Source organism: Pseudomonas sp. PsB (assembly GCF_043658375.1).
GTDB classification, from domain to species: Bacteria; Pseudomonadota; Gammaproteobacteria; order Pseudomonadales; family Pseudomonadaceae; genus Aquipseudomonas; species Aquipseudomonas putida_Z.
In genome coordinates this window covers 646,105-663,836 of sequence record NZ_JBIGLU010000001.1, presented here as the reverse complement: position 1 = coordinate 663,836, position 17,732 = coordinate 646,105, and the positions used below count along the sequence as shown (strand labels likewise).

15 protein-coding genes and 1 riboswitch are annotated in these 17,732 nt (G+C 63.0%); of the genes, 9 read left to right on the top strand and 6 right to left on the bottom strand.

Translation table 11 applies throughout. The features are described 5' to 3' along the window. The first annotated feature begins 50 nt into the window (after positions 1-50). On the top strand, positions 51-1,202 hold the full coding sequence (locus ACGLHT_RS03030; RefSeq protein ID WP_025340888.1) for a murein transglycosylase A: 1,152 nt from the start codon (positions 51-53) through the stop codon (positions 1,200-1,202). Positions 1,203-1,314: 112 nt separating this feature from the next. On the opposite strand, the gene ACGLHT_RS03025 is transcribed toward ACGLHT_RS03030, so the two are convergent. Together ACGLHT_RS03025 and ACGLHT_RS03020 are read right to left on the bottom strand one after the other, a co-directional pair. Then, entirely contained in the window at positions 1,315-1,701 is a 387-nt protein-coding gene (locus ACGLHT_RS03025; protein WP_025340889.1) for an MAPEG family protein, read from the bottom strand. Between the two features lie 28 nt (positions 1,702-1,729). Further along, complete coding sequence (locus ACGLHT_RS03020; protein WP_025340890.1) at positions 1,730-2,563, bottom strand: EamA family transporter; 834 nt, start codon at positions 2,561-2,563, stop codon at positions 1,730-1,732. Between the two features lie 354 nt (positions 2,564-2,917). Between ACGLHT_RS03020 and ACGLHT_RS03015 the strand changes: the two genes are divergently transcribed. Further along, positions 2,918-3,733, top strand: coding sequence for a DUF3800 domain-containing protein (locus ACGLHT_RS03015; protein WP_137162552.1), 816 nt, complete (start codon positions 2,918-2,920; stop codon positions 3,731-3,733). 142 nt (positions 3,734-3,875) lie between these two features. Further along, positions 3,876-5,111, top strand: a complete 1,236-nt coding sequence (locus ACGLHT_RS03010; protein ID WP_085587823.1) for a sodium:proton antiporter — start codon at positions 3,876-3,878, stop codon at positions 5,109-5,111. Between the two features lie 116 nt (positions 5,112-5,227). Here the strand turns inward: ACGLHT_RS03010 and ACGLHT_RS03005 are convergent, their stop codons facing one another. Beyond that, positions 5,228-5,629 carry an acyl-CoA thioesterase gene (locus tag ACGLHT_RS03005; RefSeq protein ID WP_003257757.1) on the bottom strand — a complete coding sequence of 134 codons (402 nt, stop codon included), beginning with the start codon at positions 5,627-5,629 and terminating at the stop codon, positions 5,228-5,230. 178 nt (positions 5,630-5,807) lie between these two features. Beyond that, positions 5,808-5,904: riboswitch (S-adenosyl-L-homocysteine riboswitch) on the top strand. A 20-nt stretch (positions 5,905-5,924) separates the two neighbouring features. On the opposite strand from ACGLHT_RS03005, the gene ahcY reads away from it, so the two are divergent. The 5 genes from ahcY (at position 5,925) to ACGLHT_RS02980 (ending at position 12,563) form a co-directional block, all read left to right on the top strand. After that, positions 5,925-7,334: an adenosylhomocysteinase gene (gene ahcY, locus ACGLHT_RS03000; RefSeq protein ID WP_025340892.1), complete on the top strand. Its 1,410-nt coding sequence runs from the start codon at positions 5,925-5,927 to the stop codon at positions 7,332-7,334. A gap of 165 nt (positions 7,335-7,499) precedes the next feature. After that, positions 7,500-8,345, top strand: coding sequence for a methylenetetrahydrofolate reductase [NAD(P)H] (gene metF, locus ACGLHT_RS02995; RefSeq protein ID WP_025340893.1), 846 nt, complete (start codon positions 7,500-7,502; stop codon positions 8,343-8,345). Positions 8,346-8,437: 92 nt separating this feature from the next. Further along, positions 8,438-9,508, top strand: coding sequence for a hypothetical protein (locus ACGLHT_RS02990; protein WP_137162553.1), 1,071 nt, complete (start codon positions 8,438-8,440; stop codon positions 9,506-9,508). A gap of 166 nt (positions 9,509-9,674) precedes the next feature. Further along, positions 9,675-10,463, top strand: a complete 789-nt coding sequence (locus ACGLHT_RS02985; RefSeq protein WP_137162554.1) for an ABC transporter substrate-binding protein — start codon at positions 9,675-9,677, stop codon at positions 10,461-10,463. Positions 10,464-10,682: 219 nt separating this feature from the next. Further along, positions 10,683-12,563 (top strand): DEAD/DEAH box helicase, encoded by a 1,881-nt coding sequence (locus tag ACGLHT_RS02980; RefSeq protein ID WP_170978802.1) that lies wholly within the window; start codon positions 10,683-10,685, stop codon positions 12,561-12,563. Between the two features lie 139 nt (positions 12,564-12,702). Here ACGLHT_RS02980 and ACGLHT_RS02975 read toward each other — a convergent pair whose 3' ends face one another. The 3 genes from ACGLHT_RS02975 to ACGLHT_RS02965 form a co-directional block, all read right to left on the bottom strand. Next, entirely contained in the window at positions 12,703-13,281 is a 579-nt protein-coding gene (locus ACGLHT_RS02975) for a YceI family protein (protein ID WP_025340897.1), read from the bottom strand. 34 nt (positions 13,282-13,315) lie between these two features. Next, complete coding sequence (locus tag ACGLHT_RS02970) at positions 13,316-13,867, bottom strand: cytochrome b (protein WP_025340898.1); 552 nt, start codon at positions 13,865-13,867, stop codon at positions 13,316-13,318. A 273-nt stretch (positions 13,868-14,140) separates the two neighbouring features. Further along, positions 14,141-15,994 (bottom strand): flavin monoamine oxidase family protein, encoded by a 1,854-nt coding sequence (locus tag ACGLHT_RS02965; RefSeq protein ID WP_137162555.1) that lies wholly within the window; start codon positions 15,992-15,994, stop codon positions 14,141-14,143. A gap of 265 nt (positions 15,995-16,259) precedes the next feature. On the opposite strand from ACGLHT_RS02965, the gene ACGLHT_RS02960 reads away from it, so the two are divergent. Continuing rightward, a complete protein-coding gene (locus ACGLHT_RS02960) occupies positions 16,260-17,666 on the top strand; it encodes an adenosylmethionine--8-amino-7-oxononanoate transaminase (protein WP_137162556.1) in 1,407 nt (468 codons plus the stop codon). Positions 17,667-17,732 lie beyond the last annotated feature (66 nt).

The following is a 17,732-nucleotide window of genomic DNA, read 5'->3' as shown; positions in this document are numbered from 1 at the left end:
ATAAAAAACAGGGGCGAATATCCGTGTTCACCCATGACAGGAACGTACTCATGAAATCTGCCCTGCGCCATCTGGCCTGGACACTCCCGGCGCTGGCCCTGCTGGCCGGCTGCAACGGTGGCGAAAGCGCCAAACCTGAGCCCCATGCCATCGCCACCTACGCCAATGCCACCTGGCAGGACCTGCCTGCCGTCAGCGACAGCGACCTGGTGGCGGGCTTCCAGGCCTGGCGCAACGGCTGTGAAAAGCTCAAGCGCGACACCGTCTGGGCCAGCACCTGCGAAGCAGCCGCCAGCGTGCCCGACAATGCCTTGCAAGTGCGCGCCTTCCTGCAACAGAACCTGCAGGTATACGGCCTGCGTTCGGCCGAAAACAATGCCAACGGCCTGATCACCGGTTACTACGAACCGGTCTACCCTGGCAGCCTGAGCCAATCGGCAACCAACCACGTGGCGGTCTACGGCATCCCCGACGACATGATCGTGGTCGACCTGGCCAGCGTGTACCCCGAACTCAAGGGCAAGCGCCTGCGCGGTCGCCTCGATGGCCGGGTGCTAAAGCCTTACGACACCGCCGAGGTGATCAACCGTGACGGCGTCAAGGCACCGGTGCTGGCCTGGCTGACCGACCCGATGGACCTGCAGTTCCTGCAGATCCAGGGTTCCGGCCGGGTACAACTGGAAGATGGCCGCCAACTGCGCCTGGGTTACGCCGACCAGAACGGCCACCCCTACCGGCCGATCGGGCGCTGGCTGGTGGAACAAGGCCAGTTGAAGAAGGAAGAAGTGAGCATGGGCGCCATTCATGCCTGGGCCCAGGCCAACCCGCAGCGGGTGCCGGAACTGCTCGCCAGCAACCCCAGCTATGTGTTCTTCAGCACCCGCCCGGACAGCAACGAAGGGCCGCGAGGCTCGCTGAACGTGCCGCTGACCGCTGGCTACAGCGTGGCCATCGACCGCAAGGTGATTCCGCTGGGCAGCTTGCTGTGGCTGTCCACCACTCGCCCGGACGGTACGCCGGTGGTACGCCCGGTGGGGGCTCAGGATACCGGTGGGGCAATTACCGGCGAGGTGCGCGCGGACCTGTTCTGGGGCACCGGGCCGCAAGCCGGAGAACTGGCCGGCAACATGAAGCAGCAGGGGCAGATCTGGATGCTGTGGCCCAAGGGCAAGCCGCTGCCTGAGGTGCCAAAAGTGCCTTGATCGGTGCTTGGATTCTTCGCGGGTAAACCCGCTCCCACAGGATCATCTCAGCTCTCAAGAGCGGTGATGTCCCTGTGGGAGCGGGTTCACTCGCGAAGAAGGCGACGCGCTCTCAGATGGAAACCACGAAGAAGGCCACGATCATCGCCATCCCGGCAAACCACACCAGCGATCGCAGCATGGCCCAGTCGGCCAGGTAACAGATGATGTAGAGCAGCCGGCTGGTGATGTACATCACCCCCAGCACATCCTGGGTCACCTGCTCGGCATTGCCGACGATATCCGCCACCAGCACCGCCGCGGCAAATGCCGGGAAGGCCTCGAAACTGTTCTGCTGGGCAGCATGCGCGCGCCGCGGCAACCCGGACAGGGTATCCAGGAAGGCGCGCGGGTCGTGGTTGTCGCGCAAGCGGAAGCGGCCACTACCGACTTTGGCGATCAACGCACACAGTGGTGGCAAGAACAGCGCGATCAGGATGCACCACAGGGCAACAGTCATGGACAGGACTCCTTGTTCAGTCTTCGGGTCAAAGCTTCATTACCAGCATGCCGGCCAACACCAGCCCGCAAGCTAGGAGTCTCGGTCCGCCAAAAGGTTCTTTCAGGTAGCGCATGCCCAGCAGCACCACCAGGATCACGCTCAACTCCCGCAACGCCGCCGCTTCGGCCACTGACCCCAGGTGCATGGCCCATAGCACCAGCGCGTAACTGAGCAATACACACAGCCCCACTGCCAGCCCCAGGCGCCACTGCAGGCGCCAGAACAACACGAACGGCGCACGCCGTGCCACGCTGGCCAGCAACGGGAAGGGCCAGGCACTGAGCAAGGTCAGCCACACCAGGTAATCCCAGGGCTTGCCCCACAAGCGCACGGCCTGGCCGTCGAACCAGGTGTAGCAACCAATGCACAGGCCGATCAGGGCAACCACCGGCAGCATCGACCAGGGCAGCCGGTCACCGCCACCGCCCTGCCACAACAGGCAGGCCATGCCACAGGGGATCAGCAGGATGCCGATGATCTGCTGCTGGCTCAGCGATTCGCCGGCAAAGGCCAGGGTCAGCCCCAGCACCACCAGCGGCGACAGCCCGCGCATCAGAGGATAGACCAGCCCCAGGTCGCCCACGCGGTAGGCCTGGATCAACAGGAAGCGGTACAGCTGCTCGGCCAGCGCCGACGCCAGCAGCCAGGGCCAGATGTTCGCCGGCGGTACCTCGACGAAGGGCACCGCCAGCACCGCGAAGGCCAACGCCACCGTATCCATGCTGGCGATCACCAGCAGGCGCTCGCCGCTGAATTTGATCAGGGTATTCCAGGTCGCATGCAGCAGGGCAGCGACCAACACCAGGGAAGTTGCCAGCACGCGAAATCGTCCTTGCCTTCGAGTCAGATTCGTTTGCAGCACTATACCTTGGGTAAAAGGTACGACTAAGGAAAAAGACTACAAACTCTGTGGAAGTTTCGTTACGCCTTGCAAGCCGGGGCTTGCCCCAAAACGCAATACACTCATCGCTCGCTGTGCCGCATGGAAACGCGTGATACCTCAAGGCGGCTACCCAAACGGAAACACACTCGCTTACGAAACGCGATTGACGCTTCAGGCTTTGCAGGATTAGGATCGCCGTAACGCATGGGGTTACCCGTGCCTACCTTCCGAGGCCCGCGATGCGCAAGCATGCGGGCTTTCGTGTTTCTGGGCCAAGGACACCCAGAAATCATGACGCATTATGTGGCCTACCTCGACGAATTCGGCCATGTCGGGCAATACATCTCGCGCACTCATACCCAATTCAAGACCAGTCCAGTGTTCGGGCTGGGTGGGGTGCTACTACCTGCAGAAGAAGTACGGGAGTTCGCCATCTTCTTCTATCAGCTGAAATGCCAGTTACTTGCCTGGGACATAAACCATGAAAACCCCAGAAGCCTCCCTCCCTATCAATGGGAAAAGAAGGGCTCAAAGTTATTCACGACACGTAACGTCACACAATATCGATCATTGAGACAGGCAACGTTTCGCCTGCTCAACCACATAGGAAAGATTGGTGGGTATGTCATTTATGCGGGTGAACACAAGACCGGCCCGGCCAGGCAGCACGACGCGACCAAGACATTCAGACGCCAACTGCTGCATGCGGTGAGAACGATCGATCGTTACTGCACGCAGTCCCGCTCAACCTTCATGCTCCTGCTGGATGAACAGCGTGCTGGCAACGAGTGGCGCGAGCAAAATGTAGAAGCCTGCACCCTGGCAATGTTCGAGGACCCCGCAGAAAAATGTCGGAGCCTGATAGAGCCGCCGCTGCAGGGCGAAAGCCACCTCTTCCAGACCCTGCAATGCGCAGACTGGATCTGCGGCCTTGTAGGTCGCTTGATGGCAATGGCTGTCTCGCCCGAGGAATATCCCGACTGGGAGCCTTTCGACAGGTATTTCTCGACACGAATCGCCGAGGTCGCCCTACCGGGCTCCGGCTTGCAGCACCAACCAGTCGAGCCAGAAAGCCACGAGTGCTCGACAGCAAGAACCGAAGCATGAAAAAAACCGGTGGAAACCTCACAACAGAAACGCGGTCTACCTACACAGTCAAATAGTGTGTCCCGAACCCCGCGCCAGGTCATCAAAGAACTGCCCGAGCCATTCGGGTTACGACTTGGAAGCCATTGTTACAGGATTCGGGATGCTTGAACTAGTTGCCGCGTTTATCTGCCTTACCACCCTCCTCACCTATGTAAATTACCGTTTCATCGGCCTGCCCCCTGCCATCGGCGTGATGGTCACGGCGCTGCTGTTTTCCCTGATGCTGCAGGGCTTGAGCCTGATCGGCTTCCCTGGCCTGGAAGCGCGCGTCGAAGGGCTGATGAACCAGATCGACTTCAACGACCTGCTGATGCACTGGATGCTGGCGTTCCTGCTGTTCGCCGGCGCCTTGCACGTCAACCTCTCCGACCTGCGCAGCTACCGCTGGCCCATCGGCCTGCTGGCCACCGTCGGCGTACTGATTGCCACCGTGGTCATCGGCTACCTGTCGCACTGGGTGTTCGCCCTGTTCGGCTGGCAGGTGCCGCTGATCTACTGTCTGCTGTTCGGTGCGCTGATCTCGCCCACCGACCCGATTGCCGTGCTGGGCGCGCTACGTACAGCCAATGCCTCCAAACCGCTGAAAACCACTATCGTCGGCGAGTCGCTGTTCAACGACGGCACTGCGGTGGTGGTGTTCACCGTGTTGCTGGGCATCATCCAGCTGGGCGAGACGCCGAGCATGACCGACACCGCGATCCTGTTCGCCCGCGAGGCCATCGGCGGCGTGGTGTTCGGCGGCCTGATCGGCTACGCCACCTACCGCATGATCAAGAGCGTCGAGCAATATCAGGTGGAAGTGATGCTGACCCTGGCGCTGGTCATTGGCGGCTCGGCGATGTGCTACGAGCTGCACGTTTCGGCGCCGATCGCCATGGTGGTGGCCGGGCTGATCATCGGCAACCTGGGGCGCAACCTGGCAATGAACGACATGACCCGTCGCTACATGGACGGCTTCTGGGAACTGATCGACGACATGCTCAACGCGCTGCTGTTCGCGTTGATCGGCCTGGAACTGTTGCTGCTGCCATTCAACTGGATGCACCTGGCGGCCGGCAGCGTGCTGGCGCTGGCGGTGCTGCTGTCGCGGCTGCTGACCGTGGCCCCGGCGATCGTGCTGCTGCGGCGCTGGCGCCCGGTGCCCAAGGGCACGGTACGGGTGCTGACCTGGGGTGGCCTGCGCGGTGGGGTGTCGGTTGCCCTGGCACTGTCGCTGCCACTGGGCGAGGAACGTGACCTGCTGCTGTCGATCACCTACATCGTGGTGCTGTCGTCGATCCTGGTGCAGGGGTTGAGCATCGGGCGGGTGGTGCGCAAGGTCAGCGTCCAGCCTTGAGAATGCAGGGGCCGCTTTGCGACCCATCGCGACACAAGGCCGCTCCTACAGGAGATTGCATTCCCCTGTAGGAGCGGCCTTGTGTCGCGATGGGCTGCAAAGCAGCCCCAGAATGTTCATTCCACTGCAGAATCCGGGAACTGGTCCTGGATGTACTTGATCTCGGTCCGCCCATGCGCCGCCGGCAACCCATCCTCGCCAAGGTTGACGAAGACCATCTTGTCGACCGTGAGGATGGCCTTGCGGGTGATCTTGTTGCGCACTTCGCACTTGAGGGTGATCGAGGTGCGGCCGAACTCGGTGGCGGTGATGCCCAGCTCGATGATGTCGCCCTGGCGCGAGGCACTGACGAAGTTGATTTCCGATATGTACTTGGTCACCACGCGCTGGTTGCCCAGCTGGACGATGGCGTAGATCGCCGCCTCTTCGTCGATCCAGCGCAACAGGCTGCCACCGAACAAAGTGCCGTTTGGGTTGAGGTCTTCGGGTTTAACCCACTTGCGGGTATGAAAGTTCATCTGTACTCCTGACCTGCTTGGCTAACGTGTAGCAATGATGGCAGAGCGGCCGCTGTCGCTCCATTGAACATCGACTATCGTCGCGATTAATCGACAGAAAACCTTGGGCAAGCCGACGGGCGCGGCTATAATCTCCGCCGCTTCACATGGCCGCCCACAGCGGCGCCATGCCCGCCACCCGTCCGAGGGGCGCTGCAGCAGGCTAGGCCTGTCAGGCTCGGATGGGGCGTTGCTCGCTCTCGCGGGCGCTTAACGCACAACGGCGCCCATTCGCACACTACGAATGGAGGCTCTCATGAGCGCTGCAAACATGCCTGCTGGTTTTACCGATTACAAAGTCGCCGACATCTCCCTGGCCGCCTGGGGTCGTCGCGAAACCATCATCGCCGAATCGGAAATGCCTGCACTGATGGGCCTGCGTCGCAAGTACCTGGCCGAGCAACCGCTCAAGGGTGCGAAGATCCTGGGCTGCATCCACATGACCATCCAGACCGCCGTGCTGATCGAAACCCTGGTTGCCCTGGGTGCCGAAGTGCGCTGGTCGTCCTGCAACATCTTCTCCACCCAGGACCAGGCCGCCGCGTCCATCGCCGCCGCCGGTATCCCGGTGTTCGCCTGGAAAGGTGAAACCGAGCAAGAGTACGAGTGGTGCCTGGAGCAGACCATCCTCAAGGATGGCCAGCCATGGGACGCCAACATGGTCCTCGACGACGGTGGCGACCTGACCGAGCTGCTGCACAAGAAGTACCCGCAAGTGCTGGAGCGCGTTCACGGCGTGACCGAAGAGACCACCACCGGCGTGCACCGCCTGCTGGACATGCTGGCCAAGGGCGAGCTGAAAGTCCCGGCGATCAACGTCAACGACTCGGTTACCAAGAGCAAGAACGACAACAAGTACGGCTGCCGTCACAGCCTGAACGACGCCATCAAGCGTGGTACCGACCACCTGCTGTCGGGCAAGCAGGCCCTGGTGATCGGCTACGGTGACGTGGGCAAGGGCTCGGCCCAGTCCCTGCGTCAGGAAGGCATGATCGTCAAGGTCACCGAAGTCGACCCGATCTGCGCCATGCAGGCCTGCATGGACGGTTTCGAAGTGGTTTCGCCGTTCATCGACGGTATCAACAACGGCACCGAAGCCAGCATCGACAAAGCCCTGCTGGGCAAGATCGACCTGATCGTGACCACCACCGGTAACGTCAACGTCTGCGACGCCAACATGCTCAAGGCGCTGAAGAAGCGTGCCGTGGTGTGCAACATCGGCCACTTCGACAACGAGATCGACACCGCCTTCATGCGCAAGAACTGGGCCTGGGAAGAGGTCAAGCCGCAGGTGCACAAGATCCACCGCACCGGCGCTGGCAGCTTCGACCCGCAGAACGACGACTACCTGATCCTGCTGGCCGAAGGCCGCCTGGTAAACCTGGGTAACGCCACTGGCCACCCAAGCCGCATCATGGACGGTTCGTTCGCCAACCAGGTACTGGCGCAGATCTTCCTGTTCGAGCAGAAGTTCGCCGACCTGTCGGCCGAGAAGAAAGCCGAGCGCCTGACCGTTGAAGTACTGCCGAAGAAGCTCGACGAAGAAGTGGCCCTGGAAATGGTCCGCGGCTTCGGCGGCGTGGTGACCCAGCTGACCAAGCAGCAGGCCGACTACATCGGTGTCACCGTCGAAGGCCCGTTCAAGCCGCACGCCTACCGCTACTAAGCGGCAGCTTGAAGCTTCAAGCGGCAATCAAAGGCAGACCATGCCGTTGCCGCTTGCAGCTCAAGCATAAAGGATCTTGAACGATGCCCAAGCCAGGCCGGCCATAACCGATCTGGCTTTTACTTGCAGCCTGCCGCTTGAAGCTTGCTGCCAGAGGAACGCCTGATGTCCCAGGAACGCCGTTACAGTTTCGAGTTCTTCCCGACCAAGACCGATGCCGGTCACGAAAAGCTGATGGGCGTCGCCCGCCAGCTGGCCGCCTACAACCCGGACTTCTTCTCCTGCACCTACGGTGCCGGTGGCTCGACCCGCGACCGCACGCTGAACACCGTGCTGCAGCTGGAAAGCGAAGTGAAGGTACCTGCCGCACCGCACCTGTCGTGCGTAGGCGACACCAAGGCCGAACTGCGTGCCCTGCTGGCCGAATACAAGGCTGCAGGCATCAAGCGCATCGTCGCCCTGCGTGGCGACCTGCCATCGGGCATGGGCATGGCCAGTGGCGAACTGCGCTACGCCAGCGACCTGGTCGAATTCATTCGCCAGGAAACCGCCGATCACTTCCACCTGGAAGTGGCCGCCTACCCGGAGATGCACCCCCAGGCCCGCAACTTCGAGGCTGACCTGGCCAACTTCGTGCACAAGGTCAAGGCCGGTGCCGACAGCGCCATCACCCAGTACTTCTTCAACGCCGACAGCTACTTCTACTTCGTCGAGCGCGCGCAGAAGCTGGGCGTGGACATCCCGGTGGTACCCGGCATCATGCCGATCACCAACTACAGCAAGCTGGCGCGCTTCTCCGACGCCTGTGGCGCCGAGATCCCGCGCTGGATCCGCAAGCAGCTGGAAGCCTATGCCGACGACACCGCCAGCATCCAGGCATTCGGCGAAGAAGTGATCACCCGCATGTGCGAACAGCTGCTGCAAGGCGGCGCACCGGGCCTGCACTTCTACACCTTGAACCAGGCCGAGCCGAGCCTGGCGATCTGGAACAATCTGAAGCTGCCGCGCTGAAATTTTTTGCAAAATCTGTTTAAGATTTGATTAAGGCTTTGGTCATAGACTAAAGCCTTATTCATTTTCCGGTTACACAGGTCTTGCCTGCCATGCAGCCCCTCCAGCCATCGCGTCCACAGCTCGTCTACCTGGCTTTTGGCCCGGCAACCTACCATCAGGAAGCCTGCTTCAGCATCATCAGCGCCCTCGCCCATCTGGGCACAGGCGAAGCCATGGACATTCAGGTCTACACCGACAACCCGCAGCCCTATGCCGGCCTGCCGGTCACCGTACACCTGCTGGACGAAGCCACGCGTCAGGCATGGAACGCCCCTCACGGTTATCACTTTCGCAGCAAGCATGTGCTGTTGCGTCAGGTGCTGCAGCAACACCCGCTGGCAGTGCTGATCGACACCGACACCTTCTTCCGCAAGTCGCCGCTGGAGCTGTTCGCCCGAGTGGCCCCAGGCCGCCTGCTGTGCAATGCCATCGGTGCGCGCTACGGCAGCAACCAGAAGTGCCTGCTGTACAAGAACCTGCTGGCCATCCTCGAGTCCAGGGGCCTGGCCGATTGCCAGATGCCACTGGTCAACTCGGGGGTGATCGGCCTCAGCGCCGAAGACGCCGGCACCCTGGACCGCTCCATCGCCATGATGGACGAGTTCCACCCCCTGGCTCGCGAGGCTTATACCCTCGAGGAGTTCTGCCTGGCGGTGGCAGCCTACCGCACGCTGGAGCTGGCCGAATGCACAGATGTCATCCACCACTACTGGAGCCGAAAGGCGCAGTTCCGCGCCAAGATCCAGGCCTGGCTGCGCAAGCACGGCCATGACCCGCTGAGCCACGCGGCGCTGGCCGACGTGTCCCTGGTCAATGACCAGCTGCCACGGCCGCCGGCCCTGCAACGCTTGGGCTACAAGGCGCTGAGCATGACCCTGCCCAGCCATGAGCGCCAGTTCGCCCGCGAGCTGCTGTATGGCTGCTACCCCTACCCCAATGAGTTCGACCGCGCCTGCGCGCCGGCCTGGTGGGACAAGGCCCTGGAAAACCTCAACGCCCGCCATGGCCAGGTGGAGCCCGAGCAACTGCGCCAGTGCCTGCGTCACCCGGGGTTGCGCCTGTCACTGGGCGAGCGGCGCAAGGATATCGAGGCGCATCTGCTGAGGTCATCCCACACTTGAGTGAACCTGTGTCGGCCTCTTCGCGGGTAAACCCGCTCCCACAGGATCTCTGCTGGCTTGCAGGCTTGTGCTGTACTTGTGGGAGCGGGTTTACCCGCGAAGAGGCCAGCACAGGAGAACATCATCCTCACTGGCCTTGAACAGGCCGAGCGCGTAATCTCCGGCCATGCCACACGTCGCCCGTCTGTTCTGGATCCTGTTGCTCGCCTGCCTGAGCCCGCTGGCCCTGGGCGAGCGCCTGCGCCTGGTGACCGACGACTGGGCACCCTATGCGTACCAGCACGACGGCCAGCCGCGCGGCATCGACTACGAAGTCACCACCCAGGTGTTCGAACGCCTTGGCGTCGAGGTGGAGTGGGAGTTCCTGCCATGGAAGCGCTGCCTGGCAATGATCGAGCAGGGCTTGGCCGACGGCATCATGGACATCTTCCAGACCGAGTCGCGCCAGCCCTACCTGGTGTACGCCCCCGAGCCCATGTCGGAGGTCGAGTTCGTCCTGTTCCAGGCCCGCGCACGTCCCCATGCCGTCAAGGCGCTGGATGACCTTGCCGGCCTCACCGTCGGCACCTCACCCGGCTACGCCTATGGTGCCGCGTTCAACGAGGCCGTACATTTCAGGCGCGAAGCCGCGCCTACCCATGAAGCCAACTTCGGCAAACTGATGCTGGGCCGCATCGACCTGGCAATCACCGACCGCAGGGTCGGCCATTACCTGCTGCGGCATCTGGGCCTGCAACAGCAGGTCGAGGAGCTGCCGCTGGTGATCAGCCGCCAGGCGCAGTACCTGGGGCTGGCGCGCAAGCCGGGGCGGGAGGCACTGGCCCAGGCCTTCGCCGTGGAGCTGCGGCGCTTCAAGCAGGAACCGGCCTATGCAGCGATCAGCAGCCGCTACACAGGCGACATCGGAAACATTCTCAACGCCGTTGAGCAGCAGGAAAGCAGCACAGCGCGATAGCTCTGTTATACTCGGGCCTTCCCGCCCGGCTCACGCCCGGACGCTCGGCCTCGCAACAGGCATCCCGATCGGCATCGACGCGCCTTCGCGTCCACCCTCCGCTAACCGGATGTGCAGTGAAAGCCCAGCTGGACCGGACGCGATCGCATCCCACCGATGCCCGTCGCGCCAGGCAGAACATCCCAAACGGGCCCAGCCCACACGAGAACAGGATTGCCCATGTCCTTTGCTTCCCTCGGTCTCTCCGAGGCTCTTGTCCGCGCTATCGAGGCTGCGGGCTATACCCAGCCGACCCCCGTGCAACAGCGGGCGATTCCCGCCGTGTTGCAAGGCCGCGACCTGATGGTCGCCGCACAGACAGGTACTGGTAAAACCGGCGGTTTCGCCCTGCCGATCCTCGAGCGCCTGTTCCCGGCCGGCCACCCCGACAAGTCGCAGCGCCATGGCCCGCGCCAACCTCGCGTGCTGGTCCTGACCCCGACCCGCGAACTGGCAGCCCAGGTGCATGACAGCTTCAAGGTCTATGCCCGTGACCTGCCACTGGTCAGCGCCTGCATTTTCGGCGGCGTCGGCATGAACCCGCAGATCCAGGCCATTGCCAAGGGTGTGGACGTGCTGGTCGCCTGCCCGGGCCGCCTGCTCGACCTGGCCGGCCAAGGCAAGGTTGACCTGGCCCACGTGGAAATCCTGGTGCTCGACGAAGCCGACCGCATGCTCGACATGGGCTTCATCCATGACGTCAAGAAAGTCCTCGCCCGTCTGCCGGCCAAGCGCCAGAACCTGTTGTTCTCGGCCACCTTCTCCAAGGACATCACCGACCTCGCCGACAAGCTCCTGCACAACCCGGAGCGTATCGAGGTCACCCCGCCGAACACTACCGTCGAGCGTATCGAGCAGCGCGTCTACCGCCTGCCCGCCAGCCACAAGCGCGCACTGCTGGCGCACCTGATCACCCAGGGTGCCTGGGAACAGGTACTGGTGTTCACCCGCACCAAGCACGGCGCCAACCGCCTGGCCGAGTACCTGGAAAAGCACGGCCTGACCGCCGCCGCGATCCACGGCAACAAGAGCCAGAACGCCCGCACCAAGGCTCTGGCCGACTTCAAGGCCAACAGCGTGCGCGTGCTGGTCGCCACCGACATCGCCGCCCGTGGCCTGGACATCGACCAGTTGCCACACGTGGTCAACTTCGAGCTGCCGAACGTCGAGGAAGACTACGTCCACCGTATCGGCCGTACCGGCCGTGCCGGGCGTTCGGGCGAGGCCATTTCCATGGTCGCGCCGGATGAAGAGAAGCTGCTCAAGAGCATCGAGCGGGTGACCAGGCAGAAGATCCCGGACGGCGACCTGATGGGCTTCGACGCCAGCCAGGTAGAGGCCGAAAAGCCTGAAGTACGCGAACGCCAGCAGAACAACGGCCGTGGTGGCCGCAACCAGCAGGCCCGCGGCGAAGGCGGCAAAGACGCCAACGGCGGCCGCAAGGACAAGGGCAAGGATAAAGGCAAGGCCAAGCAACAGGCCGCTGACAAGCCGGCCGACAAGGAAAAGAGCGGCGACAAGCAACAGCAGCAACGTAAGCAGCGTGACAAGAAGCCGCGCCAGCAGCAACAGCAGGCCAGCAACAGCAACGTGCCGAAAGTGCCTGTCGACCGCGATCCGGAAGAGTTCCTGGACGACGATATCGACAACTTCGGCAACCGTGCCGACTATGTCAGCCCGTACCAGGGCAAGAACCAGGGCCGCAATCGCCGCCCGGGTGGCAATGCCGGCCAAGGTCAGGGCCAGGGTAATGGCCAGCGCAGCAACGCCGGTGGCCAGGGTCGCAATAGCGGCCAGCCGCGCAGCGGCGGCGAGAAACGTCCGGCCCGCGCCAACAATGGTGGCGGCGCCCGTCGTGATGGTGGTGGCCGTGGTCGCCCGGCCCGTGACGATGCTGCCCGGCAGGAACCGGCCGTGCGCAACCCGCGCCAGCCGGAAAAACAGCCAGTGATCATCCGCAAGGAATCCAAGCTCGACCGTTATCCGACGCCAGAGCAGCTGGATGACCTGCCGAGCCGCCCGCGCGGTGAGCGCCCGGCGCTGCTGACCCGCAAGGGCTGACAGAAGCACCGAGGGGGCTGCTTCGCAGCCCTATCGCGACACAAGGCCGCTCCTACAGGGTTACGTAATTCCCTGTAGGAGCGGCCTTGTGTCGCGATAGGGACGCAAAGCGGCCCCCTCAGTTTTCAGCAGGTAAGAATTACTTCTGCTTCACACCTTCAACACTGATATCCAAGTCCAGGGTCTGCGAGGTAGCGCCCGGGCCCTTGATGCCGAAGTCGTTCAGGTTCAGCGTGGTGGTGGCGTTGAAACCAGCGCGCTCGCCGCCCCATGGGTCCTTGCCTTCACCGTTGAAGGTGGCCTTGAAGGTGACCGGCTTGGTCACACCGTGCATGGTCAGGTCGCCAGTCACGTCAGCAGTCTTGTCGCCAGTCGACTTGACGCTGGTGGAGACGAACTTGGCTTCCGGGTACTTCTTCACATCGAGGAAGTCGGCGCTGGCAATGTGCTTGTCACGCTCGGCGTGGTTCGACCACAGGCTGGCGGTTTTCAGGTCGACGTTGATCTTGCTGGCTTCAGGCTTGGCGCTGTCCCAGGTGAAGTTGCCGTCGAAATCCTTGAAGGTACCGTGAATGAAGCTGTAGCCCAGGTGGCTGATCTTCCAGTCAACGAACGCGTGCTGGCCTTCCTTGTCGATCTTGTACTCGGCAGCCATGGCCTGGCCGGCGGAGAGCAGAGCGGTACCGAGCGCCAGAGCGGCAAAAGTCTTTTTCAACATCCTTACTTCCTTCCTATGCAATTGAGGTTGAGAGTCAAGCTTTGCGGCCCAGCATGCGGGTCAGGGTCGCGTCACGGTCGATGAAATGGTGCTTGAGCGCTGCCAAGCCATGCAGCACGGCAAAAATCACCAAGCCCCAGGCCAGCCAGAGATGAATCACGCCAGCCAGGTCTGCCTGGTCGGGCAGGTCGCTGACCAGTGCCGGCACTTCGAACAGGCCGAACACCGGAATGCCGACACCGTCGGCGGTAGAAATCAGGTAACCGGCAATCATTACCGCGAACAGCCCCAGGTACAGGGCCAGGTGGCCCAACTTGGCTGCCAGGCGGGTAAGTGCGCCGTGGTTGGCCGGTGCCGGTGGTGGCGGGCTGATGAAGCGCCAGACCACCCGCAGCAGCATCACCGCCAGCAGCACCAGGCCGATGCTCTTGTGCAGGTCCGGGCCGGCCTTGCGCCAAGGGCTGTAGTAGTCGAGGCCGACCATCCACAGGCCCAGGCCGAACAGGCCGAAGACTGCCAGAGCCACGCCCCAGTGCAGGACGATGCTGACCACGCCGTAGCGAGAAGATGAATTGCGCAGTTGCATGTTGACGTGTTTCCCCGTGAAAGCTATGCACAGACTAACGCGTAACGCATCGAATAAAAGCGTAAAAAATTGCTTTGGATTATCGAGAAATCCGATATGTATTCTGTAAGCTTCCCATTAAGGAAACATTAACGATAGTTGGGTAATCAGCGGTTGCCAGTGCCGGCCCTTTCGCGGGTAAACCCGCTCCCACAGGGTCGGCGCAGTTCCTGATACCTGTGCCGGACCTGTGGGAGCGGGTTTACCCGCGAAAGGGCCGGCACTGTCAATAAATCAACCGGCCTTGGCTTGGGTATTGGCTACAGCTTTCTTGGCCGGTTCGGACTTGGCAGTCGTCTTTTTGGTCTGGGCTGGCTTGTGCGCCGGTGCGCGCTTGGCAGGTGCAGCCTTGGTAGCAGCAGGCTTGGCCGCCGCTTCCTTGACCACAGGCGCTGGCGCAACCGGGGCCGGCGCAGCTTGCGGGGCTGGCGCAGGTGCCGGCGCCACTTCCTCGGCCTTGGCAATCGGCTCGGCCTTCACCTCAGGCTTGTCCGCCCCGCCAAACAGGCGCTTGAAGAAGCCCGGCTTGTCCTGCTTGGCCTCATCGACCGGCTTCGGCTCGGCCTTGACCGGGGCCTTGTCAGCCTTGTCGCCCTTGTCGGAAGAACCACCGAACAGGTTGGAGAAGAACCCGCCCTTGCTCTCCTTGGCCGCCACGGCGCCTGCAGCTGCTGCCGCCGCCACCGGTGCCGCCTTGGCCGGGTCGAACGACTTGCCGGCCAGCAGGTCCTGCACCTGGCTGGCCGCGCGCTGGCCACTGCGCAGGGCGCCTTCCAGGGTGCCTGGGTAGAGGGCGTCGGTATGCTCACCGGCAAAGGTGATGCGCTGCACCGGGCGCTCCCACAGGCGCCAGTACTTGCTGATCTGGCCCGGGCCATAGGCCAGGTAGGCGCCGCCGGTACCGGCGTCGGTGCTGTAGCGCTTGACCTCGTAGCCGGTGAACGAGCCACGGGCCTGTGGGTAGAACGCATGCAGGCGGATCAGTACCTGATCGACCATCTGCTTGTCGCCGAACGCCTGCAGCAGACGAGCGTTGTCGCCCGACAGGTTGATCACCACGTTGGCGCCACCCTTGAGCGCGGGTTCGATCCACAGCATGCCCAAGCCTGCGTTACTGAAGATTTCGCCCGACATGCGCGCGCGGCTTTCCCACACCGGCTTCTTGAACTTGAGCATCAGCTGGTCGCGCCAGCCATAGTTGGTGCCCTTCAACGCCGCCAGGTGCTGGCTGTCCAGGCCCGGGGTCATCTGGATCTTGGCCAAGGCGCGCAGGGGCACGGCCATGACCAGGTAATCCGCCTGGTAGCCGACGCTGCCGACCTTGACCGTGACACCATCCTTGTCCTGAACGATGGAGGTCACAGGCGAACTGGTCTTGATGGTCTTCAGTTGCTTGACGAAGGCCTGGGCCAGCACCGGGCTGCCGCCGGGCAGCCGCGCGGCACGCAGATCACGGTCGCTGACGCCACGATACACGCGGTTCTGCTGGGCAAAGTACAGCAGCGACAGGCGCGATGGCTCATCGTAGCGGGTACGGATCTGCTGGTTGACCAGCTGACGGGCGGTGGTCGGCAGTTGCAGCTTGTCCAGCCAGGTGGAGACGTTGATCTGGTCGAGGGCGAACAGCGTGCTGTTGGCTTGCGGGTTCAGCGGGTCATCGATCGAACGGGCCAGGTCATCGAGGGTTTTCTCGTAACGTTTGAGCGCATCGGCTGTAGCCGGCTGCTTGGTGGCCAGGTCGGTGGCGCTGAAATACTCGCCGTCGATCAGGTAACCGGGGGTACGCACGAACTCCGGTGCCGGCAGTGTTTCAAGTTTGAAACGGTCGAGGTACTGGTTGAGCACCGGCTGCGCCTTGGCATTGCCGATCCACTCGCTGGTGGCCAGGCCCGATCGCCCGCCCATGCCCGCCTTGGCTTCCAGCAGCGTCACCTGCCAGCCTTTGTTCTGCAGCTCGTAGGCAGCCGTCAGGCCCGCCAGGCCGCCACCCACGACGATCGCCGAAGGTGTCTTGTCCTTTGCCAGCGCGGCGCCGCTGGAAACACCAATCAATACCAACGCGCACAGGCGCACCCAAGCAGCAGCCATGTCGGCGAACTCCGAGTCAGGGGGTTACAGAAACGGGGAGAGGCAGGAATGCCCCGGGAGAGATGCGTTAAGAATACGTCAGGTCCGCCGACCCTGCCAGCGCAGTGACATCAAGTCCTTTTCGCCACTGACATTTTTGCCTGCAGCGATTCCACGCGGTGGCAAGCGCAGCTGGCAACCCGATGAACAGCAGCGGTTGTCCTGCCCTGCGGCATTGCTTAGGCTTACGCGGTCGAACCAAGCCGCAAAGCCAGGAGAAGTGCCCATGGGCCTCAATGATCAGTGGATGCAACGCGACCTCAAGGTCCTGTGGCACCCCTGCACCCAGATGAAAGACCACGAGCAGCTGCCGCTGATCCCGATCAGGCGCGGCGAAGGCGTGTGGCTGGAAGACTTCGAAGGCAAGCGCTACCTGGATGCGGTGAGCAGCTGGTGGGTCAACGTGTTTGGCCACGCCAACCCGCGTATCAACCAGCGCATCAAGGACCAGGTCGACCAGCTGGAGCACGTGATCCTGGCCGGTTTCAGCCACCAGCCGGTGATCGAGCTGTCCGAGCGCCTTGTAGCCATGACCCCCGCCGGCCTCGACCGGGTGTTCTATGCCGACAACGGTTCGTCGTGCATCGAAGTGGCGCTGAAGATGAGCTTCCACTACTGGCAGAACGTCGGCAAACCGGGCAAGAAGCGCTTCGTCACCCTGACCAACAGCTACCACGGCGAAACCATCGCCGCCATGTCGGTCGGTGATGTGCCGCTGTTTACCGAAACCTACAAGGCGCTGCTGCTCGACACCCTCAAGGTGCCCAGCCCCGACTGCTACCTGCGCCCCGAGGGCACGAGCTGGGAAGAGCACTCGCGCACCATGTTCCAGGCCATGGAACAGACCCTGGCCGAGCACCACGCCTCGATCAGCGCGGTGATCGTCGAACCGCTGATCCAGGGTGCCGGCGGCATGCGCATGTACCACCCGGTGTACCTCAAGCTGCTGCGCGAGGCCTGCGACCGCTACGACGTGCACCTGATCCACGACGAAATCGCCGTGGGCTTCGGCCGCACCGGCACCATGTTCGCCTGTGAACAGGCCGGCATTCGCCCGGACTTCCTGTGCCTGTCCAAGGCCCTGACCGGCGGTTACCTGCCGCTGGCCGCCTGCCTGACCACCGACAAGGTGTACCAGGCGTTCTACGACGACTACCCGACCCTGCGCGCGTTCCTCCACTCGCACAGCTACACCGGCAACCCGCTGGCCTGCGCCGCGGCGCTGGCGACTCTGGACATCTTCGAGCAGGACAACGTGATCGAGGGCAACAAGGCCCTGGCCACCCGCATGGCCAGCGCCACCGCGCACCTGGCCGACCACGCGCATGTGGCCGAGATTCGCCAGACCGGCATGGCCCTGGCCATCGAGATGGTCCAGGACAAGGCCGGCAAGGTTGCCTACCCGTGGCAAGAGCGCCGTGGCCTGAAAGTGTTCGAGCATGCCCTGACGCGTGGCGCCCTGCTGCGCCCGCTGGGCAGCGTGGTGTACTTCCTGCCGCCGTATGTGATTACGCCAGAGCAGATCGACTTCCTGGCGGAAGTGGCCAGCGAAGGCATCGACATTGCCACCCGCGATAGCGTCAGCGTGGCCGTACCGGCCAACTTCCACCCCGACTTCCGCGACCCGGGCTAAGCCCGGAAGCCCGCCGCGTACTCTGTGGGAGCGGGTTCACCCGCGAATGCAAGAGTGGAGTCACCG